Source organism: Streptosporangium sp. OZ121 (assembly GCF_051918885.1).
GTDB lineage: Bacteria > Actinomycetota > Actinomycetes > Streptosporangiales > Streptosporangiaceae > Streptosporangium.
The window spans coordinates 148,032-171,259 of the sequence record NZ_JBPXMC010000019.1 but is presented as its reverse complement, the minus strand read 5'-3'; the positions used below and the strand labels follow the sequence as shown (position 1 = coordinate 171,259).

The 23,228-nt window shown below is 71.0% G+C and carries 25 protein-coding genes; 9 read left to right on the top strand and 16 right to left on the bottom strand.

Annotation, left to right across the window (positions count from 1 at the left end; translation table 11 throughout):
* Positions 1-368: 368 nt before the first annotated feature.
* The 4 genes from ACTOQ1_RS29035 to kduI form a co-directional block, all read right to left on the bottom strand.
* Positions 369-554 (bottom strand): tautomerase family protein, encoded by a 186-nt coding sequence (locus ACTOQ1_RS29035; RefSeq protein ID WP_344745492.1) that lies wholly within the window; start codon positions 552-554, stop codon positions 369-371.
* 109 nt (positions 555-663) lie between these two features.
* Positions 664-1,440, bottom strand: coding sequence for an IclR family transcriptional regulator (locus tag ACTOQ1_RS29030; protein ID WP_440071147.1), 777 nt, complete (start codon positions 1,438-1,440; stop codon positions 664-666).
* Positions 1,441-1,457: 17 nt separating this feature from the next.
* On the bottom strand, positions 1,458-2,195 hold the full coding sequence (locus ACTOQ1_RS29025) for an SDR family oxidoreductase (protein WP_440071146.1): 738 nt from the start codon (positions 2,193-2,195) through the stop codon (positions 1,458-1,460).
* Entirely contained in the window at positions 2,195-3,007 is an 813-nt protein-coding gene (gene kduI / locus ACTOQ1_RS29020; RefSeq protein ID WP_440071145.1) for a 5-dehydro-4-deoxy-D-glucuronate isomerase, read from the bottom strand. Before kduI ends, ACTOQ1_RS29025 begins: the two co-directional genes overlap by 1 nt.
* Before the next feature lie 212 nt (positions 3,008-3,219).
* Between kduI and ACTOQ1_RS29015 the strand changes: the two genes are divergently transcribed.
* Positions 3,220-3,924 (top strand): hypothetical protein, encoded by a 705-nt coding sequence (locus tag ACTOQ1_RS29015; RefSeq protein ID WP_440071144.1) that lies wholly within the window; start codon positions 3,220-3,222, stop codon positions 3,922-3,924.
* Positions 3,925-4,099: 175 nt separating this feature from the next.
* On the opposite strand, the gene ACTOQ1_RS29010 is transcribed toward ACTOQ1_RS29015, so the two are convergent.
* Both ACTOQ1_RS29010 and dapA read right to left on the bottom strand, forming a co-directional pair.
* Positions 4,100-5,785: a ribonuclease J gene (locus ACTOQ1_RS29010; RefSeq protein ID WP_440071143.1), complete on the bottom strand. Its 1,686-nt coding sequence runs from the start codon at positions 5,783-5,785 to the stop codon at positions 4,100-4,102.
* Between the two features lie 164 nt (positions 5,786-5,949).
* Positions 5,950-6,876 carry a 4-hydroxy-tetrahydrodipicolinate synthase gene (gene dapA, locus ACTOQ1_RS29005; RefSeq protein WP_440071142.1) on the bottom strand — a complete coding sequence of 309 codons (927 nt, stop codon included), beginning with the start codon at positions 6,874-6,876 and terminating at the stop codon, positions 5,950-5,952.
* A gap of 660 nt (positions 6,877-7,536) precedes the next feature.
* On the opposite strand from dapA, the gene ACTOQ1_RS29000 reads away from it, so the two are divergent.
* The 3 genes from ACTOQ1_RS29000 (at position 7,537) to ACTOQ1_RS28990 (ending at position 10,632) form a co-directional block, all read left to right on the top strand.
* Positions 7,537-8,259: a GntR family transcriptional regulator gene (locus ACTOQ1_RS29000; RefSeq protein WP_440071141.1), complete on the top strand. Its 723-nt coding sequence runs from the start codon at positions 7,537-7,539 to the stop codon at positions 8,257-8,259.
* Between the two features lie 372 nt (positions 8,260-8,631).
* Complete coding sequence (locus ACTOQ1_RS28995; RefSeq protein WP_440071140.1) at positions 8,632-9,699, top strand: glycerophosphodiester phosphodiesterase family protein; 1,068 nt, start codon at positions 8,632-8,634, stop codon at positions 9,697-9,699.
* 276 nt (positions 9,700-9,975) lie between these two features.
* Positions 9,976-10,632: a JAB domain-containing protein gene (locus tag ACTOQ1_RS28990; RefSeq protein ID WP_440071139.1), complete on the top strand. Its 657-nt coding sequence runs from the start codon at positions 9,976-9,978 to the stop codon at positions 10,630-10,632.
* Positions 10,633-10,884: 252 nt separating this feature from the next.
* Here ACTOQ1_RS28990 and ACTOQ1_RS28985 read toward each other — a convergent pair whose 3' ends face one another.
* Positions 10,885-11,208: a hypothetical protein gene (locus ACTOQ1_RS28985; protein ID WP_440071138.1), complete on the bottom strand. Its 324-nt coding sequence runs from the start codon at positions 11,206-11,208 to the stop codon at positions 10,885-10,887.
* A 107-nt stretch (positions 11,209-11,315) separates the two neighbouring features.
* Between ACTOQ1_RS28985 and ACTOQ1_RS28980 the strand changes: the two genes are divergently transcribed.
* Positions 11,316-11,801 carry a GntR family transcriptional regulator gene (locus tag ACTOQ1_RS28980; protein WP_440071137.1) on the top strand — a complete coding sequence of 162 codons (486 nt, stop codon included), beginning with the start codon at positions 11,316-11,318 and terminating at the stop codon, positions 11,799-11,801.
* A gap of 217 nt (positions 11,802-12,018) precedes the next feature.
* On the opposite strand, the gene ACTOQ1_RS28975 is transcribed toward ACTOQ1_RS28980, so the two are convergent.
* The 5 genes from ACTOQ1_RS28975 to ACTOQ1_RS28955 all read right to left on the bottom strand — a co-directional run bounded on the left by ACTOQ1_RS28975 (position 12,019) and on the right by ACTOQ1_RS28955 (position 17,271).
* Positions 12,019-13,167, bottom strand: coding sequence for a hypothetical protein (locus tag ACTOQ1_RS28975; protein WP_440071136.1), 1,149 nt, complete (start codon positions 13,165-13,167; stop codon positions 12,019-12,021).
* Between the two features lie 94 nt (positions 13,168-13,261).
* The gene (locus ACTOQ1_RS28970) at positions 13,262-13,738 is read right to left on the bottom strand and encodes a peroxiredoxin (RefSeq protein WP_440071135.1); all 477 of its coding nucleotides are present in this window, start codon (positions 13,736-13,738) and stop codon (positions 13,262-13,264) included.
* A gap of 184 nt (positions 13,739-13,922) precedes the next feature.
* The gene (locus ACTOQ1_RS28965) at positions 13,923-14,597 is read right to left on the bottom strand and encodes a YoaK family protein (RefSeq protein WP_440071134.1); all 675 of its coding nucleotides are present in this window, start codon (positions 14,595-14,597) and stop codon (positions 13,923-13,925) included.
* A gap of 604 nt (positions 14,598-15,201) precedes the next feature.
* Complete coding sequence (locus tag ACTOQ1_RS28960) at positions 15,202-16,224, bottom strand: hypothetical protein (RefSeq protein WP_440071133.1); 1,023 nt, start codon at positions 16,222-16,224, stop codon at positions 15,202-15,204.
* 162 nt (positions 16,225-16,386) lie between these two features.
* Entirely contained in the window at positions 16,387-17,271 is an 885-nt protein-coding gene (locus ACTOQ1_RS28955) for a DMT family transporter (RefSeq protein ID WP_440071132.1), read from the bottom strand.
* A gap of 133 nt (positions 17,272-17,404) precedes the next feature.
* Between ACTOQ1_RS28955 and ACTOQ1_RS28950 the strand changes: the two genes are divergently transcribed.
* A complete protein-coding gene (locus ACTOQ1_RS28950; RefSeq protein ID WP_440071131.1) occupies positions 17,405-18,802 on the top strand; it encodes a PLP-dependent aminotransferase family protein in 1,398 nt (465 codons plus the stop codon).
* 165 nt (positions 18,803-18,967) lie between these two features.
* Here the strand turns inward: ACTOQ1_RS28950 and ACTOQ1_RS28945 are convergent, their stop codons facing one another.
* Positions 18,968-19,273 (bottom strand): hypothetical protein, encoded by a 306-nt coding sequence (locus ACTOQ1_RS28945; RefSeq protein WP_440071130.1) that lies wholly within the window; start codon positions 19,271-19,273, stop codon positions 18,968-18,970.
* 173 nt (positions 19,274-19,446) lie between these two features.
* On the opposite strand from ACTOQ1_RS28945, the gene ACTOQ1_RS28940 reads away from it, so the two are divergent.
* The 3 genes from ACTOQ1_RS28940 (at position 19,447) to ACTOQ1_RS28930 (ending at position 21,634) form a co-directional block, all read left to right on the top strand.
* The gene (locus ACTOQ1_RS28940; RefSeq protein ID WP_440071129.1) at positions 19,447-19,995 is read left to right on the top strand and encodes a CGNR zinc finger domain-containing protein; all 549 of its coding nucleotides are present in this window, start codon (positions 19,447-19,449) and stop codon (positions 19,993-19,995) included.
* Between the two features lie 132 nt (positions 19,996-20,127).
* Positions 20,128-20,739: a GNAT family N-acetyltransferase gene (locus ACTOQ1_RS28935; protein ID WP_362677609.1), complete on the top strand. Its 612-nt coding sequence runs from the start codon at positions 20,128-20,130 to the stop codon at positions 20,737-20,739.
* 25 nt (positions 20,740-20,764) lie between these two features.
* Complete coding sequence (locus ACTOQ1_RS28930; protein WP_440071128.1) at positions 20,765-21,634, top strand: 1,4-dihydroxy-2-naphthoate polyprenyltransferase; 870 nt, start codon at positions 20,765-20,767, stop codon at positions 21,632-21,634.
* 90 nt (positions 21,635-21,724) lie between these two features.
* On the opposite strand, the gene ACTOQ1_RS28925 is transcribed toward ACTOQ1_RS28930, so the two are convergent.
* The 3 genes from ACTOQ1_RS28925 to dapB all read right to left on the bottom strand — a co-directional run bounded on the left by ACTOQ1_RS28925 (position 21,725) and on the right by dapB (position 23,180).
* Complete coding sequence (locus ACTOQ1_RS28925) at positions 21,725-22,234, bottom strand: GNAT family N-acetyltransferase (RefSeq protein WP_440071127.1); 510 nt, start codon at positions 22,232-22,234, stop codon at positions 21,725-21,727.
* Positions 22,203-22,379: a hypothetical protein gene (locus tag ACTOQ1_RS28920; protein WP_362677621.1), complete on the bottom strand. Its 177-nt coding sequence runs from the start codon at positions 22,377-22,379 to the stop codon at positions 22,203-22,205. The genes ACTOQ1_RS28925 and ACTOQ1_RS28920 overlap by 32 nt, the downstream gene beginning before the upstream one ends.
* Before the next feature lie 63 nt (positions 22,380-22,442).
* Entirely contained in the window at positions 22,443-23,180 is a 738-nt protein-coding gene (gene dapB, locus ACTOQ1_RS28915) for a 4-hydroxy-tetrahydrodipicolinate reductase (protein WP_440071126.1), read from the bottom strand.
* Positions 23,181-23,228: the final 48 nt, after the last annotated feature.

The following is a 23,228-nucleotide window of genomic DNA, read 5'->3' as shown; positions in this document are numbered from 1 at the left end:
CGCACCCGAACCTCACCCTTCGCAGCCCTCCGCCCCGTTGGATGAGATCCAACGGGGCGGAATTAACCAACAGCGTCAGCGTGGTGGGGGCCTTCACGGCGCGGAGCCGCCCCACGGCGTCGCCGGACCCGCACGGCGCGGATGGATCTCCCCGGCGTCGCGGGGGCTTCGGCGAGGGACTCCACGGCACGGCGCGGCGGCCGCGCGGCCGTTCCCGGGCGTGGCGGGCTCCAGGACCCGCCCGCCCGGGAACATGCTCCTTCCACCGGGAGGGGGAGGGAAAACACGCGGACCGGGAATTCGGCGGGTCCGGGAACCGGGGCCCCGCCGGACCACGTGCCGGATCCCGGCCACCCGCCGGACCCCGGCTACTTGTCGGACTCCAGAACGCCGCCGTTGGCCACGTCCGACTTCTCGATCTCGGTGAAGACGATGCGCACCGCCTCGCGGCGCGCCTTCAGGATGTCCACGGCCGCCTCGGTCAGCGCCGCCACGAACTCGCGGCGCTGGTCGAGGGTCCTGCCGGACAGGAGTTCCACGGTGATGTTCGGCATGCTGAATTCCTCCAGGCTCAGGTCGTTGCATAACATGAGATCACATTCCATTACATGGAACAACTGGAGGCCGTAACCGGCCAGGGAGCCGGGACGCGGGCGGATCGGCTCAGCCGTTGAGCGCCGGGGCGGCGGGAGCGCCGGGCGCGCCGAGGGCCGCGGAGACCTCGCGGGCCGCGGCGACGACGTCGGGCGCGAACCGCTCCAGGTCGTCGCGGCCCATGTCCATCGCGAGGGCGGAGATGGAGATGCCGCCGAGCACCTGGCCGGTGTGGTCGAAGACCGGGGCGCCGACGCAGAGGATGCCGGGCAGGTTCTCCTCGTTGTCGATCGAGTAGCCGCGGGACCGCACCAACGCCAGGTCGGCCAGCAGGTCCTCCGGCGTCGCCAGCGTGGTTGGGGTCGGGGCGGGCATGCCCGTACGGGCGCAGATGGCACGGACCTCGTCGGCGCCGAGATGGGCCAGGACCGCCTTGCCGATCGCGGTGCAGTGCAGGCGCAGGCTCATCCCGACGCGGGAGGGCATCTGGTAGGGCCGCCGGCCCTCCAGCTTCTCGACGTAGACGGCCTCGTCCCCGCTGCGGATCGCGAAGTGCGTGGTGTAGCCGATCCGCTCGTGCAGGGCGTTGAGCGCGCCGGAGGCCTGGCGGGCCGGGTCGAAGCGGTTCATGACCCGGCCCGCCAGCGTGAGGATCCGGGGGCCCGGCTCGTAGCCGCCGCGGCCGTCGGCCCGCGCGAACCCCCACTCGACGAGCGACTGGAGGATGCGATGGACGGTCGATTTGGACACGCCCGTCGCGGCGGCTATGTCGGTCACGCGGTGGTGCTCGGCGATCGCCTCCAGCACCGCCAGCGCCTTGTCGATGGAACTGCCTTCCCTGACCACGATCGTGAGCCTACTGGTCAGCGTGCCAACCAGCCTCCGTCGACGGCCAGCAGGTGCCCGTTGACGTAGTCGGAGGCGCCGGACGCCAGGAAGACGGCGGCGCCCACGAGGTCCTCGGGCCTGCCCCAGCGCCCCGCGGGGATACGGCTTCTGATCTCGGCCTCCCGCGCGGGGTCGTCCCAGAGCCGCTCGGTGTTGCCGGTCCTGATGTAGCCGGGGGCGATCGCGTTGACCTGCACCCCCGAGCCCGCCCACTCGCAGGCCAGCGCCCGCGTGAGGCCGGCGACACCGTGCTTGGCCGCGGTGTAGCCGACGACGTTGACGCCGCCCTGGAAGGACAGCATGGAGGCGATCATGATGATCTTCCCGGAGCCCCGGGCGAGCATCCGCGCCCCGAGGACCTGGCTGAGCAGGAAGACCGCGTCCAGGTTGACGTCGAGCACCTCGCGGAAGGACTCGTGGGAGTGCTCGGCGGCCGGGGCCCTGCGGATGATCCCGGCGTTGTTGACCAGCACGTCGACCGGGCCCAGCCGCCCGGCCGCCTCGGGGACGGCCCGCGGGTCCGACAGGTCCAGGACCCACCGGGAGGCCTGCCTGCCGGTCTTGCGGACCTCCGCCTCGACCTCGTCCAGGTCGTCGTCGCGGCCGTGCAGCACGATGTCGGCTCCGGCCGCCGCCAGGCCCACGGCGAGGGCCCGGCCGATCCCGGTCCGCGCGCCGGTGACGAGCGCGGTCCTGCCCTCCAGTGAGAACATCAGCGCAGCTCGCCGATCTCGACCTGCTCCATGTCCTCGAAGGCCTGGTTCTCCCCGCCCATCGCCCAGACGAAGGAGTAACTTCTCGTGCCGAAGCCGCAGTGCACCGACCAGGGCGGGGAGACGACCGCCTGGCGGTCGGCGACGACGAGGTTGCGCGTCTCGTCCGGCCGTCCCATCAGATGGATCACCCGCTCGCCGGGTGGCAGGTCGAAGTAGAGGTAGACCTCGGTCCTGCGCTCGTGGGTGTGGCAGGGCATGGTGTTCCACATGCTGCCGGGCTCCAGCACCGTCACGCCGAGCACGAGCTGGCAGCTCTGGATGCCCTTGGCGTGGATGTACTTGTAGATCGTCCGGTCGTTGGAGCCGTCCTGGCCGCCCAGCCGTACCGGCTCGGCGTCCTCCAGGGTCGCGGCGGTCGTCGGGAGGGTCGCGTGCGCGGGGGTGGAGACCAGATAGAACGCGCCGCGCTCGAAGACCACCTCGCGGGCTCCCCTGCCGACGTAGAGGCACTCCTTGGCGGCCAGGTGGTACGCGGTGCCGTCGACGGTCACCGTGCCGGGCCCGCCGATGTTGACCACGCCGAGCTCGCGGCGCTCCAGGAAGTACTCCGACCTGAGCGGGTCGGGGCAGTGCAGTCTCAGTGGCCCGTCGTCCGGCAGGGCCCCACCGACCACGATGCGATCCTCGTGGGAGTAGAGCAGCCGGACCTCCCCTGGCACGAAGAGCTGTTCCACCAGGAACCGGCGGCGCAGCCAGTCGGTGGCCGCCCCGGTGATCTGGTCGGGTGCCGTGGCGTGCCGTACCTCCATCGCCCCTCCATTGTTCTATTACATGAAATTAGAAGCTGCTACATAGAACATTATGAGCATACAACGGCCCCCTTCCCCGCGCACTCACCGCGATTCCCGCCACGCGCGGGCGCCCGGAAAACGATCGCCGGAATGAGAACTTTTCCCGCCGGAACCGGGTCCCACATAGGGAATCGCCACCGAACGGACCACCGAGCACGCGGGAGAGACCGATGACGACTGGCATGACACGGACGACGATCCGGCTGGCGGCGGCCGGCACGGTCGCGGGCACGGTCCTCGCGACCGCCCTGGCGGGCGGCACCGCCCTCGCCGAGACGGGCGGACCTGGCGGAACGGGCGAGACGGGAAGGACCGCCGCGGGGATCCCGAAGAACTTCCTCCTGCACGAGCCCCGGGCCCGCAAGCCGGTGAGGTATCCGGGCGAGGAGACGTGGACCATCAGCGACAGGCTGGGAGCGAACCTGGGGATCAACCCGTGCGGCCTGCGCCGCCCCGCCGATCGCGACCGGGTGGCCATGCGGAGCGTCGACTACCAGGCTCCCGAGCACCACTCCGGCGAGCAGCTGGTGATCTACCGCTCCACGGCCGCCGCGCGCCGGGCGCTGGCCGGGCTCCTCGGGCAGGTCGAGAGGTGCGCCCGCGTCAAGTCAGAGGGCACGGTCACCAAGACCTGGGCCGACCCCGTCCGGGCCGGGGACCGGGCCGTGCGGATCACCCTCCAGGGCTACGACGCCAAGGGCGTGCGTCCGGCTGTCGGCGGGCAGCGGGCCGTCGTCGTCCGCGAGGGCCGGGCCGTCGCGGTCTACGTGCTGGCGGGCGAGTACGGCAAGGTGCGCGGCTCCGACTTCACCCGGCAGCTGAAGGACGCCAGGAAGATGGCGGCCAAGGTCTGCTCCCTGCGCGGCGTCTGCTGACCGGCGCGGGAAAGGCCCGCGGAACCGGCGCGCGCCCGCACGACGACGGGCAGGCGCGGCAGGGCCGGGCGGGACGGGCCCGCGGCAGGGCCGGGCGGGACGGGACGGGGTCCGCCGATCCGGGCGGCCCGGCGGTCCGTACGGCGACCGGTGCGGCCGCCGTACGGTGCGAGGGTCAGACCTCGACCACCACGGGGATGATCATCGGGCGGCGGCGGTAGGTGTCGCTCACCCAGCGCCCCACGGTCCTGCGGACCACGCGGCGGACCTGCTGGATGTCCACCACCCCGTCGGCCGCGTTCTCCTGCAGGGCCCTCTCGACCTGCGGCAGGATGTCGTCGAACATGGCCGGGTCGATGCCGGATCCCCTGGCGTGGATCTCCGGGCCCCCGGCGAGCTTGCCGGTGGCGGTGTCGACCACGATGACGATGGAGATGAAGCCCTCCTCGCCCAGGATGCGGCGGTCCTTCAGCGCGAAGTCGGTGACGTCGCCCACCGAGGTGCCGTCCACGTAGACGTAACCGGCGGGAACCGCGCCCACGATCTTGGCCCGGCCGTCGACCAGGTCCACCACGACGCCGTCCTCGGCGATCACGATGTGGTCGTCGGGCACCCCGGTCAGCGCGGCGAGCTTGGCGTGCGCCCGCAGGTGGCGCCACTCGCCGTGCACCGGCATGAAGTTGGACGGCCGCGTCAGGTTGAGCACGTACAGCAGCTCACCGGCGGCGGCGTGCCCGGAGACGTGCACCTTCGCGTTGCCCTTGTGCACCACGCGGGCGCCCCAGCGCGACAGCCCGTTGATCACGTTGTTGACCGCGGTCTCGTTGCCCGGCACCAGCGAGGAGGCCAGCAGGACCGTGTCGCCCTCGGCGATGCGGATCGGGTGGTCGCGGTTGGCCATGCGCGACAGCGCCGCCATCGGCTCGCCCTGGGACCCGGTGCAGATCAGCACCACGTCCTCCGGCGGCCAGCCCTCGATCTCCTTGGAGTCGACGATCAGGCCCGGCGAGACCCGCAGGTAGCCCAGGTCGCGGGCGACGCCCATGTTGCGCACCATCGAGCGGCCGACCAGCGCGACCTTGCGGCCGTGCTTCTCCGCCGAGTCGATGACCTGCTGGACGCGGTGGATGTGGGAGGCGAAGCTCGCCACGATCACACGCTTGCCCGCGGTGCGGATGACCTCGTCGATGACCGGCGCGATCTCCCGCTCGCTGGTGACGAAGCCCGGCACCTCGGCGTTGGTCGAGTCGGACATCAGCAGGTCGACGCCCTCGGCGCCGAGCCTGGCGAACCCGCCCAGGTCGGTCAGCCGCCCGTCGCTGGGCAGCTGGTCCATCCGGAAGTCGCCGGTGTGCAGGACGATGCCCGCGGGCGTCCTGATCGCGACGGCCAGCGCGTCGGGGATGGAGTGGTTGACGGCGAGGAACTCGCACTCGAACGGCCCGAACCGGTGCCGCTCCCCCTCCACGACCTCGCGCTTGGTGGGCTGGATGCGGTGCTCGGTGAGCTTGGCCTCGATCAGCGCCAGCGTCAGCCTGGATCCCACGATCGGGATGTCGCGGCGCTCGCGCAGCAGGTAGGGCACGGCACCGATGTGGTCCTCGTGCGCGTGGGTCAGGACCACGGCCTCGATGTCGTCCAGGCGGCCCCGGATGTATTCGAAGTCGGGCAGGATCAGGTCGATGCCGGGCTGGTCGGGCTCGGGGAACAGCACCCCGCAGTCGACGATCAGCAGACGGCCTTCGTACTCGAACACGGCCATGTTGCGGCCGATCTCGCCGAGCCCGCCCAGCGCGACGATGCGCAGGGCACCCTCGGGCAGCGCGGGCGGCAGCCCGAGTTCGGGGTGGGGGTGACTCATCCGGCCACACCTCTCTCAGAGGTCTCACATGCGACGGAGGCCCTGGTGGGCAGCAGGACTACTCCCTCGCCGAGCACTCCGTCCCCCAGCGGACCGTTGTGTCTTCTTTCTCGCAAACTCTCGTTCCTCCCGGATGCGGCCGGTGAGGGCCGCGGTGTTTTATCTCATGTCACAACTTCGTCGGACAGCTTCACACCGCCCGCGATCAAGTCTTCGCGCAGCCTCGCGAGCTGCTCCCGGGTCGCCTCCACCAGGGGCAACCTCATCGGTCCCGGGGGTTGTCCGACCAGGGACAACGCCGCCTTCGCCATGATCGCACCACCGGCCTGCATCATGATCGCGGAGACCACGGGAAGCAGCCTGCGGTGGATGGCGAGCGCGCCCGCGACGTCCCCTGAGCGGTACGCCTCGATCATCGCGGCGATCTCCGCGCCGACGACGTGGCCGATCACGCTGACGCACCCCACGGCCCCCACCGACAGCCACGGCAGGTTGAGCGTGTCGTCACCCGAGTAGTAGGCCAGGCCGGTGGACGCGATGATCTGCGATCCCTCGAACAGGTCGGCCTTGGCGTCCTTCACCGCGACGATCCGCTCGTGCCCGGCGAGCCGCGCCAGCGTCTCACTCCGGATCGGCACGCCGCTCCGGCCGGGGATGTCGTAGAGCATGGCAGGCAGGGCCGTCGCGTCCGCCACGGTGGTGAAGTGGCGGTAGATCCCCTCCTGGGGGGGCTTGCTGTAGTACGGCGTCACCAGCAGGAGACCGTGCGCCCCGGCGCGCTCGGCGGCTTTGGCCAGCCCCACGCTGTGGTGGGTGTCGTTGGTCCCGGCTCCGGCGACGACCGTGGCGCGGTCGCCGACCGCCTCGACGACGGCGCGCAGCAGGCGCTCCTTCTCGTCGTCCGTGGTCGTCGGGGACTCCCCCGTCGTGCCGCTCACGACGATGCCGTCGTTACGCTGCTCGTCCACCAGGTAGGTGGCGAGGCGCCCCGCTGTCTCGTAGTCGACCGCTCCGTCACTCGTGAACGGTGTGACCATCGCGGTCAGCATGCGGCCGAAGGGGGCGTCGGAGGTTCCAGTTGGCGCTGCCATAGACCGAACGCTACCTGGATCCGCTGAAACGGTGGACCCCGCCACCCCGCCTAACCTCCGTCCGCCGATGGGCCCAAGAGCGAACATCCCCCGAGGTGCCCGCTGCACACCGTACACGCGGATATACACCGCCGCGGCGACTGACCCCGGCCGACGCTCCCCGCGGGCCGTTCCGGCCTTGCCGTACGGGGAGGCGGAACGGCGACCGGGCCGGGCGTCCCGGGCAGCGGGAGGCCCGGAGTGATCGGGACGCGGATCCGGGTGGTCTCCGTCGGCGCGGGTTCGGCGCGGGTTCGGCGCGGGTTCGGCGCGGGTGAGGCCGGTCACCGCCGAAGGGCGGAAGGAAAGCGGGCAGAAAACGGCTTCCGCAGACCTCGCGCCCGATTACGTGAAATAACGAGGACTTTGTCCGCTTTGGCGGCGGCGAGGACATCCTTGAACGAGAAAGAGGCCGCCGATATGTGCTCGGGGGTACACACATCGACGACCTCTACCGTTGAATCGGTGATCCTTACGCGGGCGTTACAGGGTCTCTGAGATATTTTTGGCCACTTCTGGGAGCGGCGGTAAAGTTGGAGCTCCAAATCGGGGCCATTACCCTGCGTTGTGCATTGAATACGACAGGATGGGACAACGCCCCAGACCCCCAGGGATGGACACGTGGCAAGCTCCGATCCTGTCTACCTGCGCGTCGTCGCCGACATCCGGCGCCAGATCGTCGACGGCTCCCTTCCCCCCGGCGCCCCGATCCCCTCGCGCGCCCAGCTGACCAGGAAGTACGGCGTGGGCGAGACCGCCGCCCGGCACGCGCTGCGCGTGCTCGTCGCCGAGGGCCTGATCGTCGGCCGCGTCGGCTCGGGTCACTACGTACGAGAGCAGCCGGTGCTGCTCCCCCTGCACCGATGGCGTTTCCACGACCACCACGCCCCCTTCGGCGCGGACATCCAGTCACAGGGCACCCGGGCCACCTGGGACTGGCGGGCCGAGCCCGCCGGCGCCACCCCGGACATCGCCCACCGCCTCCGGCTGGACGAGTCGGCCCCGGTCACCCGCACCCACTACGTCTTCCGCGGCGACGGCAAGCCGATCCAGCTGGCCACCTCCTACGAGCCCGCCGAGTTCGGCGAGACCGCGGAGGAGAGCCCCCGGAGCCTGATCGCCCGCCTGTCGGCCATCGGCGTCAAGGTCACCGAGATCGTCGAGCAGGTCTACACCCGCGTCCCGCAACCGGCCGAGAGCGACGCCCTCGCCCTGCCCGCGGGCGTCCAGGTCCTGCACGTCGAGCGCACCCACTGGGCCGGAGACCGCCCGGTGGAGACCAGCGACATCGTCGTCCCCGGCGACCGCTTCCGCCTCGTCTACAGCCACCCTCTGCACCCCTGATACCCCGGGCCTGACGGCTGGCACCTCTCGTCTGCGCGGCGGGTGAGGGCGTTCCCGCGCGCCCGGAGGCGGGTCCTCACCGGCTCGTGTCCCGGCATCCACGCGCCGCCCGCCACGGAACCTCGGAAGCCCTCGTGGAGCCGTCGCGGAGCCTCGCGAAAACCATCGTGGAGCCGTCACGGGAGCCCGGAAGCCGGAAGGGCGTCCGCCGACCCGCGGCGCCACGCCGGGCAGCGAAACGGTCATAAAGCTTTAAAATTCCCTTCAGCCCCAATATCCCCTCCGGCCGCACACGTGGCTGACTCTCGGACGGAACGGATCACTCAACCATGATCCGGTCACCTGAAGATCAGCCACGAAGAGGGACAACAGATGCGTAGATGGCGTGCGGCCGCAGTGATCGCGACGATCGGTGTCGCGATGGGGGCGCTGTCCGGGACGGCGACCGCCGACGGGCACGGCGACGGCGACAGGCACCACCGCCGCACCTTCGACCTGCAGGCCCACCGGGGTGGGCTGGGGCTGGTCGTGGAGAGCACTCTCGCCTCGTTCGCCAACGGTCTGGAACTCGGGGTCAGCACGCTCGAACTCGACGTGCAGATCACCGAGGACGGCAAGGCGGTCGTGACCCATGACCGGCAGATCAACGGCAGGAAGTGCCGGGACACCGCCCCCGCGTTCGACGGCGACCCCGAGTTCCCCTACGTCGGCAAGTTCATCAACACGCTGACCCTGGCGCAGGTCAGGACCATGGACTGCGGCAGCCAGACGCTGGCGGAGTTCCCCGGCCAGCGGCCGGACCCCGGAGCCCGGATGCCCCTGCTGAGCGAGGTGTTCGACCTGGTCAAGCGCTACCGCGCGCACGACGTCATGCTCAACGTCGAGACCAAGGTCGAGGCCGGGGCGCCGCAGCAGACGGCCCCCAGGGAGCAGTTCGTCCAGGTCACGGCGGCCGAGATCCGCAAGGCCGGGATGCGGCGCCAGGTCACCATCCAGAGCTTCGACTGGGGAGCCCTGATGCGGATGCGCCAGGTCGACCGGAAGCTGCCTCTCGTGGCCCTGACCAACCGGGACTTCCTGCAGACGGGACAGCCCGGCGCGTCCCCCTGGCTCGGCGGGATCGACATCGACGACTTCGGCGGCGACCCGCTCAAGGCGATCAAGTCCTTCGGCGCGACCGCCTTCTCCCCCGTGCACGGCACGCCGCAGAACGGGAAGATCACCGACCCCGGCTACCAGCCCTACGTCACCAAGGAGATGGTCGACCAGGCGCACCGCCTCGGCATCAAGGTGATCCCGTGGACCGTCGACGACGAGCCGACGCTGAACAAGCTCATCGACGACGGCGTCGACGGCATCATCACCGACTACCCCGACCGCCTGCGCAAGGTGATGTCGGAGCGCGGGTTCAAGCTCCCCCGGCAGTACTCCCTCAGGTAGTCCCGACCGGGGTTCCCGCGCCGGCTTCCAGGCGGTCCCGACCGGGGTACCGCGCCGGTCTCGCGACCACATCGCCCCTCCCGGTGCCGGGTTCCCCCGGGACGGGGAACCCGGCGGGCGCTTGCGAAAAAGAGACGATCCCCGGGCCGCTGTACGGCGATCCCGCACCGGTCCCCTCCGACCGATGCGAGACCGCCGCCCGCCCACTCGCCATCCGGCCGGAATGTCGGCGCCACCTGGTAGAACCGACCTGGTTTCCCGAGCCGGAGGTGCCGATTGCGCGTCAAGGACATGCCCGCCAACGACCAGCCGCGCGAGCGCCTCCTGTCCGGCGGGGCGACCGCGCTGGCCGACCGGGAGCTGCTCGCCCTGCTGATCGGCTCCGGCAGCCGGGGCACCAACGCGATGGAGCTCGCCTCCCACCTGATCGCCCACTGCGGCGACCTGCACGGCCTGGCCCGCTCCGACGCCCACCGCCTGATGCGGGTGCCGGGCATCGGCCCCGCGAAGGCCGCGCGGGTCATCGCCGCCTTCCATCTCGTACGGCAGGCGCAGGCGGAGCCCGAGCGCCGCCGCGTCACCTGCTCCGGGGACCTGGCCGCCGTGGCGGCCCCGCTCCTGCGCGGCCTCAGCCACGAGCGCGTGGTCGTCGTGGTGTGCGACCCGGGCGGCGCGGTGACCCGCAAGGCGATCGTGAGCGAGGGCGGCAGCGACCACGCGCCCGCCCCGGTCCGCGAGATCATGAGCACCGTCCTCACCTCCGGCGGCTCCTCGTTCGGCCTGGCTCACAACCACCCCAGCGGCTCCCTCGACCCCAGCCCCGCGGACCTGGAGGTCACCGCCCGCCTTCGCGACGCCGCCGAGACCGTCGGCCTGCGCTTCCTCGACCACCTCGTCGTCACCGACACCGCCTGGCGCCGCATTCCTCCGTGACAGGAGAACCGGCGCCGTGTTCCCCGGGACAGGAAAGCCCGGGACAGGAGAGCCCGTGACGGGAGACGGAGCCCGGCAGGTGAGTGTGGGAAGGGACGCCTGCCGGGCCGCTGTCCGGCGGTCCCGCACCGGACCCTCCGACCGATGCGGGACCACCGCCCGACCTCCCTGGACGACATGGCCTCCTTCAGGGAGATCGGGGGCTTTTCGCGGGCGCCGGTCCGGGGTCGTCCCCCTCCCGGCGCCCGATCGTCAGTGGGCGGCTCCCATCAGGAGCCGAAGCCACAACTCCTGTGTCCGCTTGGCGACCACCCAGGGCGACTCGTGCACGACCACTCCCTTTCTCGCCCGTTCCGTTCGCCGTACGAACATCAGCCCGCCCGCCTGACAGAGCTCGTAGAAGGTGGGAAGGCAGTCACAGGTGTGTTCCTTGATCCGCAACCGGTCGGCCCTCGGCCGCTCGGGCCTCCAGTCGATCGGCTCGTATCCCACCTGCAACGGCGCCGCGTGATGCCCGTGATGCCGCCCGACCGGCACCCCCGCCACCACGAGGACTCCCATCCCCCACGTGCTCACCGAGACACCATAGTTCACTCAGCCCCTACTGGTCTAGCACACCTATCTACTCGTTCATTAAATGTCTGGTTTGCGGGTATACGTACCTTGCGGTCTATGATGCGGGCATGCTTGACCGCGAAGGCCCCGTCCCGGTCTACAAACAGGTCGCCGAAATGATCCGTGCGCGCATCGAGACGGGCGATCTCGGCCTTGGCGAGGCCGTGCCCAGTGAGACGGAACTCGAAGTCGAGTACGGCATCGCCAGGACGACGGCACGTCGAGTCGCGAGGGAGTTGCGCGAGCAGGGCCTGGCGTACACGGTCCAGGGAGAAGGGACCTTCGTCGGCGAGCCCGGAACCCCACGGCCAGAGGACCAGACCCCCGTATATCAGCAGATCGCAGCCGATGTACGGCGTCAGATCCAGGCGGGCGAGCTACGCCCGAACCGGCGGGTGCCCAGCGAGAAAGAGCTCATGCAGAAGCACGGTGTCGCCAAGGCCACCGTGCGCCAGGCGATGGCGTTCCTGCGCGACCAGGGATGGGTCTTCACCGTGCCGTATCGCGGCACATACGTATCGCTCGTCGAAGACTGGCCCGAAGTGACAAAGTAGGAACTATGCCGACAAACTCATCCCTATAGGTCTAGCACTCATAGCGACCGGTTACGTCGCCTGCCCGGCCGCAGGAGCGGAGTCATCCCCCAGGAGATTCTGATCTTGCCGAACGAAACAGGAAGTCACCACCAGAGCCTGGCGTCCCGGTGGTTCGACGAATCCCTGCGCATGACCTGGTCCCGCCGAGCCGGCGGCCGCCAGACCCGGCCGGGCGTCACTGGAGTTCGTAGATCAGGGACGTTTTCCCGGGGCCGTCGCCGTGCTGGGCCTGGACCCACAGGTGGGTGGTGCCGGGCGCCGGAGCGATGTCCACGATGCGGGCGGGCGGACCACTTCGAGGAAGAGCAGACCTCGTCCATTCGCCGTTGCGCAGATTGAGCACGTAGGGCGTTCCGTCGGCGGGATTGGCGGCGATCCACACACCGCCGACGGGGTCGGTGCGCACAGCCGCCAGCCCTGTGTGGTGGTTCACATCGAGTTTCACCTGGTTCCACGCCGCGCCGTTCCAGTGGAGGACGACCGGGCGGGCACCGTCGGCCCAACCGGGGCCGACCGCCCACACGTCATTCCTCGACCCCGCCGCCAGACCGCTCAACCTGCTGAGGAAGGGACGTCCGTGGCAACCGCGCCGGGCGAGAGCAGGAGTGCACGGTAGCGGGGCCACGCTCCATCGCCCGCCGTCCCAGTGCAGCGTTCTGGGCCAGCCCCTGTGATCGACCACCCACACGTCATCGGGACCGGCCGCCGCCACCACGGCCAGGTCCGTCGCCTCCGGGGGTGTATGCCGGCGCAGGGCCGTGCCGTCCCAATGAACCATGTCCGGAGGGGGTCCGTCGGGACCGCCTCCCTGCGCGAGCCACACGTCGTTCCGGCCGACGACGGCGAAGTCGCCGGTCCAGTCCAGGTGGCGGGGACGATGATGCGTCCAGCGGCCACCGGAGAACTGCCAGAGGTGCTCGGTCGAATCATCCCATTCGTCCGGCACATGGTTGATCACCAACACCGCGTCGCCGGACGCCGAGGCGCTGACGTCGATGTGTTCGGCCTTCTTCAGTTGGCCGGGCAGGCTGCCGACGGGATTCCAGCCGGAGGTGTTCCAGTGCAGCAACGACGTACCGGGGCGCCCTTCGCCGGTGACGAACAGCCATGCCTGGTTTCCCGCGGCGGGAACGACCCGGTGCGTGATGTCGGCAGTCGCGGGTTCGGTCGCGTATCTCAGGTGCCAACGGGAGGCCGGCTCACCGATCCGCCGCACGTCGGCCGGGCCGGCGTGCCTCACGACCCGGCCCGCCGCGTCTCCCGTCAGCAGGCCCGCGATCAACAGAGCAGAGAGCGCTATCCGCCATCCCGATCCACTGCTCATGACTCAGATCTTCGTGCGACACCCGTGTTCGCGGGACCTCGACGGGAGAGATCACGGAGTGTCACCGGAGCATCAGGGGGCTTTCTCGCTCCGGTCACGGGTGCGGGCGGGAGCGGAGGGCTTCCAGTGCCCGGTCGGCGTGGGCCTCCATGGAGCTCTCGCTGTGGATCACTTCCAGGAGGCGGTGGTCCACGTCGATGACGAAGGTCATCCGGCGGGTGAGGAACGGGCCCACCGCGACGGTGCGGCGGGCGCCGAGGCGCCGGGCGACGGTGCCGTCAGGGTCGGAGAGAAGCGGGAAGCCCAGCTGGTTGGCCTGGGCGAATCTCGCCTGCCGGTCGACCCGGTCGCGGCTGATCCCGATCCTGGTCGCCCCCTCGGCGGCGAAGTCGGCCGCCAGGTCGCGGAAGTGGCAGCTCTCGGCCGTGCATCCGGAGGTCATGGCCGCCGGATAGAAGAAGAGCACCACCGGCCCCTTCGCCAGGAATTCGCTGAGCCGCCGCCGCGTGCCCGTCTCGTCAAGAAGCTCGAAGTCCTCGACCACATCTCCCACCGAGAGGCCCACGCCCACGAGTCATCTCCTTATGTCATCGGAGGATCTCCGCTCGCCCCTGGCCGTCGTGATCGGGCGAGAGTGGAAGTCGGAGTCCCGATCTCATTTCTAAGCGATTCACCGGCCGAGCGACAGACCCACAATCGACCCGCCCTGGAATATCCATTCTCGTCCTGCGAAAACCTCATGAACCGGCCGCGAATCACCGCTGGGGCTCTCGGTCCGGTCGTCCTCGGCGTCCCCGGAAACGCGCCCCCCGCACGTACGGATGTACGACGACGAGCGCGAGGAACGTGCAGGCCGGGGCGACCACACCGGCCCAGGGCGGCGCGAAACGCAGGAGCAGGGACGCGCAGAGGGCACCGAGGACGAGAGCGACCACGATGGCGGCGCGACGCCGGTTGTCGGTGGACCAGCCCGACGCCGAGGTCTCGAACAGCGAGGTGAGGGTGCCCGTGACGAACGTGGCCGTGATGCCGGCGAGGTTGACGCGGCGGGCCGCGGCGGCCTGCATGCCCATGGCGCAGGATCCCGTCCCGATCAGCGCGAGGATCGCGACAGGGCCGGGGGCTCCCGCGATGAGCGCCCAACCGGCGAGGAAGGCGATCTGGAGGGCCAGATCGGCCCACAGGAGCCTGACGGCGGCCAACGGCCACAACGCGTGCCCCTCGCGACGCCCCGGCATTGTGAAGCCGATGAGGAGCCCCGCGCAGAACCCCGCGCAGGCGAGTCCGGAGCGCATCGCGTGGAGCAGCCAGTCCTCGCGGCCGACGAGGGCGAAAAGGATGAGATTGCCGGTCATGTTCGCCGTGAAGACACCGCCGAGCCCGAGGAAGGCGATCGCGTCCATCGCCCCCGCCGCCAGCGTCAGCAGCACGAGGGCGACATGACTTCGCCGCTGGAGGGACCTCGTCTCGGGTGTTCGTACGGGAACGGGCTCCGCACCGGACGCGGGGGCCGGATCGGAAGCGTGCGCGAGAGGTGGACCGACGGGCGCCGAGGGGTCTTCGCCCTCAGGGCGAGTCATGGGGCTGATCGGCCATCTGCCGTCCTCCGGGGTCATGCGGTTGCGCGCACGGTGAATTTTCCCAGCTCGGAGCGGTTTCACCCGGCTTCCCGCCTTCGAAAGCGGGTGACGCGACGCTTCCTTCCGAATCGGCCTCACGCTCGCGGGGGATCGTCCTATCCTGGTCGCATACCGTGCATCGAGGATCGGATCGACACCGTCGAATCCGACATCGCTGAGATCAAAAGCGACATCGCAGCAATCAAAGCCGGGCAGAGCGGTATGGAGCTGAAGCTCAACCGCGTACCCCAGGACGTCGCCGAGCTCAAAGCCGGGCAGGTCGAGATCCGCGACCTGCTCGTCCGTGTCGTTGCGCGGCCGGAGAACGTGGCCTCGTAGCCCGGTACGAGACCCGGACAGCAGCGAGCCCCGGTCCAGGGAGGGCCGGGGCTTTCGTATGCCACCGGCCAGGCGCTTAGAACACCGGGATGATGTCCTCGGGGTCGAGGACGTCGACCTGGACGCCGTCGATGTCGAGTTCGGGGATGGCGGGGAACTCGATGCCCCAGCGTTCGACGATGGCGCGGATCCTGGCCATGGCCACGCGCCAGTTGTCCGCCTGTTCCTCGTACGAGAGCACGCCGAGGCCCGCGTCGCGGGCGTGGTCCATCAGGACGCGGTGGTTGGGCAGGAAGTACGGCGGGAGCTCCCAGAAGCCGCCGGGGGGCTCCCAGAGGATCATCGAGAGGAAGACGAAGCCCGCGCGCAGCTGGCGGGTGATCAGGGAACGGGTGTCGTCGGTGAGGCCCGGCCACTCGTTCTCCAGGATGGTCACGCAGATCTGCAGGTGGCGCGACTCGTCGCGGCCGATGCGGTGGAACATGTCACCGAAGACGGGATGCCTGGTCCCGGTCGCCATGCCCCGGAACAGGGTGGACGCGGCCATCTCCCCCATCATGAAGCTGGTGAACAGCACCGGCAGGCTGTATCTGCCGACGGCGCCGCTGTAGCCCGTCCAGTAGCGGCCACCGTTGTGATAGAGCCAGCCGATGTTGTTGTGGGCGGCCTTCTCCAGGTCGGTGGCGGGGATCCAGTCGAGCGGCCCGCCCGGCCAGAGCCTGGCGATGGTGCGCTGGCAGCACTCCTCGTGATTCATCTCGTCACGCGTGATCGAGAAGAAGCACTTCCTCACCGGGTCCTCCTCGTGCTTCTCGAACGCCTGGATGGTGGCGCGGGCGAAGACGGCCGGGCCCGAGGCGTCGAAGTTGGCGAGCACGGAGAACCAGTACATGATCCCGAGGCGCTGCTCGTGGGTGAAGTCGCTCGGCCTGAGATCCTCCCAGGGCAGGTCGGCCGGGTTCCAGACCGTCCGCTTGGACTTCTCGTAGATGGCGGCGAGCTTCCCGGTCTCGACCCGCCACTCCATCGGGTAGATGTTCGGCTGAGGGATCTCGGGAGCGGGCCAGAAACCGCCCTCGGGAATCGTCAGGTCCGCCATGGCCACACCCCCTGTGACACCTTCGTTTCACATCTTGCGCCTGTATGTCACGTCTTTCAAGAACGCCCCGGGGTCCGGCCCGGCGCGCCCCGCTTCGGGATCCGTCACAGGACCTGCCCCACCTCGGGACCCGGCACAGACCCGTCCCTGCCCCGAAGACTTTCAGGAGCGGGCCCGCTGCGTCAGGGCGACGCACGCGAGGACGGCCAGCGCCGCCGCGATCGTGACCGGGCCGAACAGCTCCCCGAGCAGCAGCCAGGCCCACAGCAGCGTCAGCAGCGGCTGGGCGAGCTGGGTCTGCCCGGCGCGGGCGATGCCGCCCATGGCCAGGCCCGCGTACCAGGGGATGAAGCCGAGGAACATCGAGACCAGGCCGACGTACGCGAACCCGGCCAGCGAGGCGGCGGTGGGCCGCACGTCGGTGGTGAGCGCGAGCGCGACGGTGATCGGCACGGTCAGCGGGGTGGCGAGGACGAGGGTGTGGGAGATCACCCGCCAGCCGGGGGTCGCGCGGGCCAGGCGCCCGCCCTCGGTGTAGCCGACGGCGGCCGACAGCAGCGCGCCGACGAGCAGCAGGTCGGCCCCGGTGACGTGGCCGCCGCCCATGCTGAGGGTGAAGGCGGTGATCGACACGGCTCCGAGGCCGCAGGACACCCAGAACAGCGCCCTGGGCCACTCCCCCGCCCGCAGCACCGCGCAGGCGGCGGTGGCCGCGGGCAGCAGCCCGATCACCACGGCGGCGTGCGAGGTGGAGGCCCCGGCGTAGAGCGCCAGGCCGCTGAAGAGGGGGAAGCCGAACACCACGCCCGCCACGATGACGCCGTACGACCGGAGCTGGGACCTGGGCGGCAGCAGCGGCACCCCGGCCACGAGCAGGAACGCGGCGGCCGCGGCGGCGGCGACGGCGGCCCGGCCGACCGCCACCAGGTAGGGGTCGAAGCCCTCCATCGCGAAGACGGTCGCCGGGAACGACCCCGAGAACGCCAGCACCCCGAGCCCGGCCAGCAGGGTCCCCCGCCAGGCCCTGCCCGGTGCCCCGGGCGGCACCGGGCCGGCCGGCCTCCGATCGTGACGTGCCTCCCGTGGAGGCACCACACCGGGCAGCACCTCTCCTGGCGAGACCGGCGAGACCGTACCCGCCGCTATCCGATTTGGTACGATAGCGCTACTCTTTTCACTCATGAACGACGATAGCAGTATCGTCAGGCTCACCGCCACGCTCCGTGAGGAGGTGTCGCGGCTCCGTCCGGGCGACCGGCTGCCGTCGAGCCGGGAGCTGGTCCGGCTGCACAACGTGAGCCCGGTGACCGTGTCGCGCGCGATCGGCAGGCTCGCCGCCGAGGGACGCGTGATCACCAGGCCCGGCAGCGGCGCCTACGTGGCTCCGGCGATCACGCGGGGCGGCGACAGCGCCGACATGTCGTGGCAGACGGTGGCGCTCGGTGACAGGGTGGTGGACGACAGCGAGGTCAGCGGCCTGCTCACCGCCCCGCCCGAGGGGGTCATCCCGCTCACCGGCGGCTACCTCAACCCGGTCCTGCGACCCTCCCGGGCCCTGTCGGCCGCCGCCTCCCGGGCGCTGCGCCGCCCCGACGTCTGGGCGATGCCGCCGCTGGCCGGTCTCCCCGAGCTGCGCAGGTGGTTCGCCCAGGAGCTGGGCGGCGACGTCACCCCGTCGGACGTGCTCATCGTCAGCGGCGGGCAGGCGGCGCTCATCCACGCCTTCCGCGCCCTCGCCGCCCCCGGCACCCCCGTCCTCGTCGAGACCCCCACCTACCCGGGCGCGCTCGCGGCGGCGCGGGCCGCCGGGCTCCGCGCGACGGCCGTGCCCGTCGACCGCGACGGGGTGCGACCCGAGCTCCTCGCGGAGGCGTTCGCCGTGACCGGCGCGCGGGTCTTCCTCTGCCAGCCGACCCTGCACAACCCCACCGGCGCGACCCTGCCCCTGGAGCGCCGCGAGCAGGTGCTGGCGATCGCCCGCGCCGCCGGGGCGTTCGTGATCGAGGACGACTACGCCCGCTACTTCACCACCTCCCCCGTACCGCCGCCGCTGGTCGCGCTGGACGCCCACGGCACGGTCGTGCACATCAACTCCCTGACCAAGGTCCTGTCGCCGAGCCTGCGGGTCGCCGGGGTCGTCGCCCGGGGGCCCGCCGCCCGGCGCCTGAGGGCGAGCCAGCTCGTGGAGTCGTTCTTCGTGGCCAGGCCGCTCCAGGAGACGGCGCTGGAGTTCGTCGGCTCGCCCGCCTGGCGGCGCCACCTGGCCTCCCTGGGCACCGAACTGGCGCTTCGCAGGGACACCCTCGCCGCCGCCCTGACCGCCCGGATGCCCGGCGCCGGGATCCACCTCGTCCCCCGTGGCGGCCTGCACCTGTGGGTACGGCTCCCCGAGGACCGGGACGAGGAGATCGTGGTGGAGACCGCCAGGAGGGCGGGCGCCCTGGTGAGTCCCGGGCGCATCTACTACCCCGCCGAGCCGCCGGGCCCGCGCATCAGGGTGACCCACTCGGCGACCGTCCACACGGCCGAGCTGGTCGAGGGCGTGCGCAGGCTGGCGACGGCCCTGGACGGCCCCTGACCGCGCCCGGCCCGCCCTTCGACGGGCCCGCTTCCGTTTTCTCCCACGGGCCCCGGCATCGCACCTGAAGTCAGCCCGGCGGCGCCCATGGACAGCCCCTGGCCACCTGGTCGCCCTCGCGGGGGTTCGGGGGCGCCCCCTGCTCCCGAACCCCCGCGAGAGTGGTCAGGTGGCCGCGAAGACCTCGTGGTGGGTGACCGTGAGCTCGCGCTCGACCAGGAAGCGGTCGTCCTCGTCGTAGAAGACGGCGCGCGACGGATCGTCCCCCGCGAAGGCGATGATCGCCTCCCACGACTCCCAGAGCGAGGTCAGCAGGAACTCGGCCCGCTCCCCCACCTCCCGACAGGTGAAGCACACCCCCCGGTTGCCCTCGGTCGAGGTGTAGCCGACGTATCCCGTGGCCAGCAGGTACTTCTCATAGGCGGCGGCGTCCTCGGCGCGGGTCCAGCCTCTCCACACCCTCATGATCATGATCTCTCCTCCGGTACGACGCGCGCCTGCCGGTCTCCTTGAACGCGAGATAGGCCAGGTACCACATGACAACCTCCTCAAAACACCATCTATGACCTTATGATGGTGTCGAAAGGAACACAACCCCCTAATGGCGTACAGTGGTTGCGAAGAGGGAGGAGGCAAGGGACGACATGAGCGACCCCTCCGAGCTGGTGATCGCCTTCGTGAACACGTACGACGTCGAGGAGGGGACCGACTCGATCCCTTCCCCTGCCGCGCTGACCGCCTGGCTGGCCGGACGAGGCCTGACCGGCCCGCAGGACACGGCCACCGATACGGATCTGGCGACGGCCGTCGAGCTCCGCGAGACCCTCCGCGAGGCCCTCCGCCACAACCACGACCGCCCCGGCAGCGGTGATCACGACCCCGGGCCGTCGCGGTCCTTCGGCGCCCTCCCGCTGCGCGTCGCCCTGACCGCCGGTGGGCCGGTGCTCGAACCGGTCGCGACTGGGGTGCCCGGCGGCCTGGCCGGGATCGTCGCCGCCGTGATGAGCGCCCACTCCGGCGGGATGTGGCCGCGCCTGAAGGTCTGCACCGAGAGCACCTGCCAGTGGGCGTTCGTCGACTCGTCCAAGAATCGTTCACGCTCGTGGTGTTCCATGAGGGTCTGCGGCAACCGCACGAAGACAAGGGCATATCGGGCCCGACGGCAGACGGAGCCGGGTTCACGTCATCTCTGAGTCGGATTCCCCGATACGGTGTAAGAGCCTGCCTCACGGATCCACCCGCCTGATGCCCGCTCGCGTGGCACGAGATCTACGAGACAGCGCGTTTCGAGGCGACGGCAGACGGCAGAGAAGGAGCGGGCCGAGATGGCAGACGTAGGCGTGCGGGCGGCTCGGCACGAGGATGTCGCCGCGGTGACGGGCACCCAGATCCGCGCGTGGAAGTACGGCTACCGGGACTTCCTTCCCGAAGGACCGCTGGAGCAGATGACCGGCCCGGCGGCCGAGAAGATGTGGCGCCAGCAGTGGGAGGACGCGATCACCTCGCCGCCCAGCCGCCGGCACCGCGTACTGGTGGCCGTGGAGCAGGTCGTCCTCGACACCGACGCCTTCCCGGCGCTCGGTCCCGGCGGCATCGAGGCCATGGCCGCGCTGCAGGGCGCGGAGAAGGTCGCCGGTCTGGCCTCACACGCCCCGGCGGAGGATCCCGACCTCGACCCGACCACCGCCGGGGAGATGCTCACGTTCCTGATCGACCCCGACCACGTCCGGCGCGGCCACGGCAGCAGGCTGCTGAACGCCACGGTCGACTACCTCCGTGACGACGGCTACCACACCATCGTTACCTGGGTCTTCGCCGACAACTACGCGGTGCTCGGCTTCCTGGAGTCCGCCGGGTGGGGCGCCGACGGGGCCGAGCGGGTCATCGACATGGGCCGTACGGTGCGGATGATCCGCCTGGCGACCGACATCAGCTAGAGCCGGAGAGGAACCTCGCACGCCCATGGCCACCCCGAGCCAGTGGATCGCCGGAGCACGTCCGCGCACCCTTCCCGCCGCAGTCGTCCCCGTCGCCGTCGGCACCGGAGTCGCGATCGGATACGCCGGAGGGGTGTGGTGGCGGGCCCTGCTGGCCCTGTTCGTGGCCCTCGCCCTCCAGGTGGGCGTCAACTACGCCAACGACTACAGCGACGGGGTGCGCGGCACCGACTCCGACCGGGTCGGCCCGATGCGCCTGGTCGGCTCCCGCGCCGCCTCGCCCCGCCAGGTCCTCACCGCGGCCCTCGCCTGCTTCCTGGCCGCCGCGGTGGCCGGGCTGGTGCTCGTCGTGACCACCGGGGCGTGGTGGCTGCTGCTGGTCGGCGCGCTGGCGATCGCCGCCGCCTGGTTCTACACCGGCGGCTCCAGCCCGTACGGCTACCGGGCGCTCGGCGAGGTCTCGGTCTTCGTGTTCTTCGGCCTGGTGGCGGTGGCGGGCACCACGTACGTCCAGCTCGAGTACCTGCCCTGGCTCGCGGTGGCGGCGGCCGTCCCGGCGGGCCTGCTGGCCTGCGCGATGCTCGTGGTCAACAACCTGCGCGACATCGTGACCGACGGGCCCGCGGGCAAGCGCACCATGGCCGTGGTGCTCGGTGACCGCGGCACCCGGGTCCTCTACACCCTCTGCCTGCTGCTGCCCCTGGTGATCGCGCCCGCGCTGGCGCCGTGGCGGCCGTTCGCGGCGCTGGCGCTGCTCGCCGCCCCGCTCGCCGTCGCCCCGGTGAAGGCCGTGCGGGCGGGCGCGACCGGCCCCGCGCTCATCGCCACGCTCCAGCAGACGGGCCGCTTCCAGCTCGTGTACGGCCTGCTGCTCACCGTCGGCCTGGCCCTCTGAGCCCGCGAAGGCCCGGCTCGCCGGCCCCGCCGAGGCCCCGCCACCCGGCCCCGCCGAAGCCCGGCTTCACGATCCGCTGAACCGGTCCCGTCACAGGATGCGGCGCATCACGACGCGGGGGGCGATCTCGATGCCCAGCTCGCGCTCGTGGCGCACCAGCTCGGCCAGCTCCGGCCCCCACTCGGCCGGGTCGAGCACGGAGAAGCCGCGCCGGGCGTACCAGGGCGCGTTCCAGGACACGTCGCGGTAGGTCGTCAGCGTCACGGCGGCGAAGCCGGTCGAGGCCGCGTGCTCGTAGACGGCCTCCAGCAGGCGCCCACCGGTCCCCCTGCGCCCGTGGTCGGGGTGGACGGCGAGCTGGTCGAGGTGGACCTGCCCGTCGACCAGGCCGAACAGGGCGAACCCGATCGGCGGGTCGCCCGCCACGAGCACCCGGGAGGGGTCGTCGGCCTCCTCGACCATCGTGGTCCCCGGCGGGAAGGTGATCCCCACCTGGGCGAAGACCCCGTCGGCCGCCAGCTCCACCGCCACCAGCCCGGCCAGCTCCTCCGGCCGCGCCCAGCGGACCTCAGTCGAAGTCGAAGATGGAGTGCTTGTCATAGAAGTGGAGGATATAGCGGCACCGCTCGCAGATCATCAGGGTCAACCGGTGCGAGGTGATACCCCAGCGGCTGTCGAGCCTGCCCTGCTCCTGCTGGAACGCGGTGCCGTGACAGAGCGGGCAGGCGAGCTCGGAAGGCGTCATGGTCGTGCAACGAGCGGCGCGAGACCCGGGGTTCCGGAGGCGGCGGAACCGGCGGGCCACGCGCTAGAGGTCGAGAAGGTGCTCCAGGCCGACGGTGAGGCCGGGGAGCTCGCGCACCCGGCGCACGCCCAGCAGCACGCCCGGGGTGAACGACGAGCGGTTCATGGTGTCGTGGCGGATGGTGAGGATCTCGCCGTCGCCGCCCAGGATGACCTCCTGGTGGGCGATGAGCCCGGCCAGCCGGACCGCGTGCACGCGGACCCCGTCGACGTCGGCGCCGCGCGCCCCGTCGAGCTCCGTGCTGGTGGCGTCCGGCATCGGCGCGGAACCCGCCTTGCGTCGGGCCTCGGCGACCAGCTCGGCCGTGCGGCGGGCGGTGCCCGAGGGCGCGTCGGCCTTGTTGGGGTGGTGCAGCTCGACGATCTCGGCCGACTCGAAGTAGCGGGCCGCCTGCTGGGCGAAGTGCATCATGAGCACGGCCGCGATGCCGAAGTTGGGGGCGATCAGCGCGTTGACCCCGGGGTTGGCGTCCAGCCAGCCCCTGACGGTCGCCAGCCGTCCCGCGTCGAAGCCGGTGGTGCCGACCACCGGGTGGATGCCGTGGGAGACGCACCATTCGAGGTTGCCCATGACGACGTCGGGGTGGGTGAAGTCGACCACCACCTCGGCGCCTTCCAGCCCCTCGATCGGGTCACCCTGGTCGACGGCCGCGACCAGCTCCAGATCGTCCGCCGCCTCGACGGCCCTGCACACTTCGACACCGACGCGCCCTCGGGCGCCGAGAACTCCAACCCTGATCACGGGCCCAAGGCTATACCGAAGGACCCCGGGACGACGGACGGCCCCGGC

Coding starts and splice junctions, on each gene's coding strand:
- ACTOQ1_RS29035 (WP_344745492.1), bottom strand. CDS start 554: ATGCCGAACATCACCGTGGAACTCCTGTCCGGCAGGACCCTCGACCAG.
- ACTOQ1_RS29025 (WP_440071146.1), bottom strand. CDS start 2,195: ATGTTCTCACTGGAGGGCAGGACCGCGCTCGTCACCGGCGCGCGGACC.
- kduI (WP_440071145.1), bottom strand. CDS start 3,007: ATGGAGGTACGGCACGCCACGGCACCCGACCAGATCACCGGGGCGGCC.
- ACTOQ1_RS29015 (WP_440071144.1), top strand. CDS start 3,220: ATGACGACTGGCATGACACGGACGACGATCCGGCTGGCGGCGGCCGGC.
- ACTOQ1_RS29010 (WP_440071143.1), bottom strand. CDS start 5,785: ATGAGTCACCCCCACCCCGAACTCGGGCTGCCGCCCGCGCTGCCCGAG.
- dapA (WP_440071142.1), bottom strand. CDS start 6,876: ATGGCAGCGCCAACTGGAACCTCCGACGCCCCCTTCGGCCGCATGCTG.
- ACTOQ1_RS28995 (WP_440071140.1), top strand. CDS start 8,632: ATGCGTAGATGGCGTGCGGCCGCAGTGATCGCGACGATCGGTGTCGCG.
- ACTOQ1_RS28980 (WP_440071137.1), top strand. CDS start 11,316: ATGCTTGACCGCGAAGGCCCCGTCCCGGTCTACAAACAGGTCGCCGAA.
- ACTOQ1_RS28975 (WP_440071136.1), bottom strand. CDS start 13,167: ATGAGCAGTGGATCGGGATGGCGGATAGCGCTCTCTGCTCTGTTGATC.
- ACTOQ1_RS28960 (WP_440071133.1), bottom strand. CDS start 16,224: ATGGCGGACCTGACGATTCCCGAGGGCGGTTTCTGGCCCGCTCCCGAG.
- ACTOQ1_RS28950 (WP_440071131.1), top strand. CDS start 17,405: ATGAACGACGATAGCAGTATCGTCAGGCTCACCGCCACGCTCCGTGAG.
- ACTOQ1_RS28945 (WP_440071130.1), bottom strand. CDS start 19,273: ATGATCATGAGGGTGTGGAGAGGCTGGACCCGCGCCGAGGACGCCGCC.
- ACTOQ1_RS28940 (WP_440071129.1), top strand. CDS start 19,447: ATGAGCGACCCCTCCGAGCTGGTGATCGCCTTCGTGAACACGTACGAC.
- ACTOQ1_RS28935 (WP_362677609.1), top strand. CDS start 20,128: ATGGCAGACGTAGGCGTGCGGGCGGCTCGGCACGAGGATGTCGCCGCG.
- ACTOQ1_RS28930 (WP_440071128.1), top strand. CDS start 20,765: ATGGCCACCCCGAGCCAGTGGATCGCCGGAGCACGTCCGCGCACCCTT.
- ACTOQ1_RS28925 (WP_440071127.1), bottom strand. CDS start 22,234: ATGACAAGCACTCCATCTTCGACTTCGACTGAGGTCCGCTGGGCGCGG.
- ACTOQ1_RS28920 (WP_362677621.1), bottom strand. CDS start 22,379: ATGACGCCTTCCGAGCTCGCCTGCCCGCTCTGTCACGGCACCGCGTTC.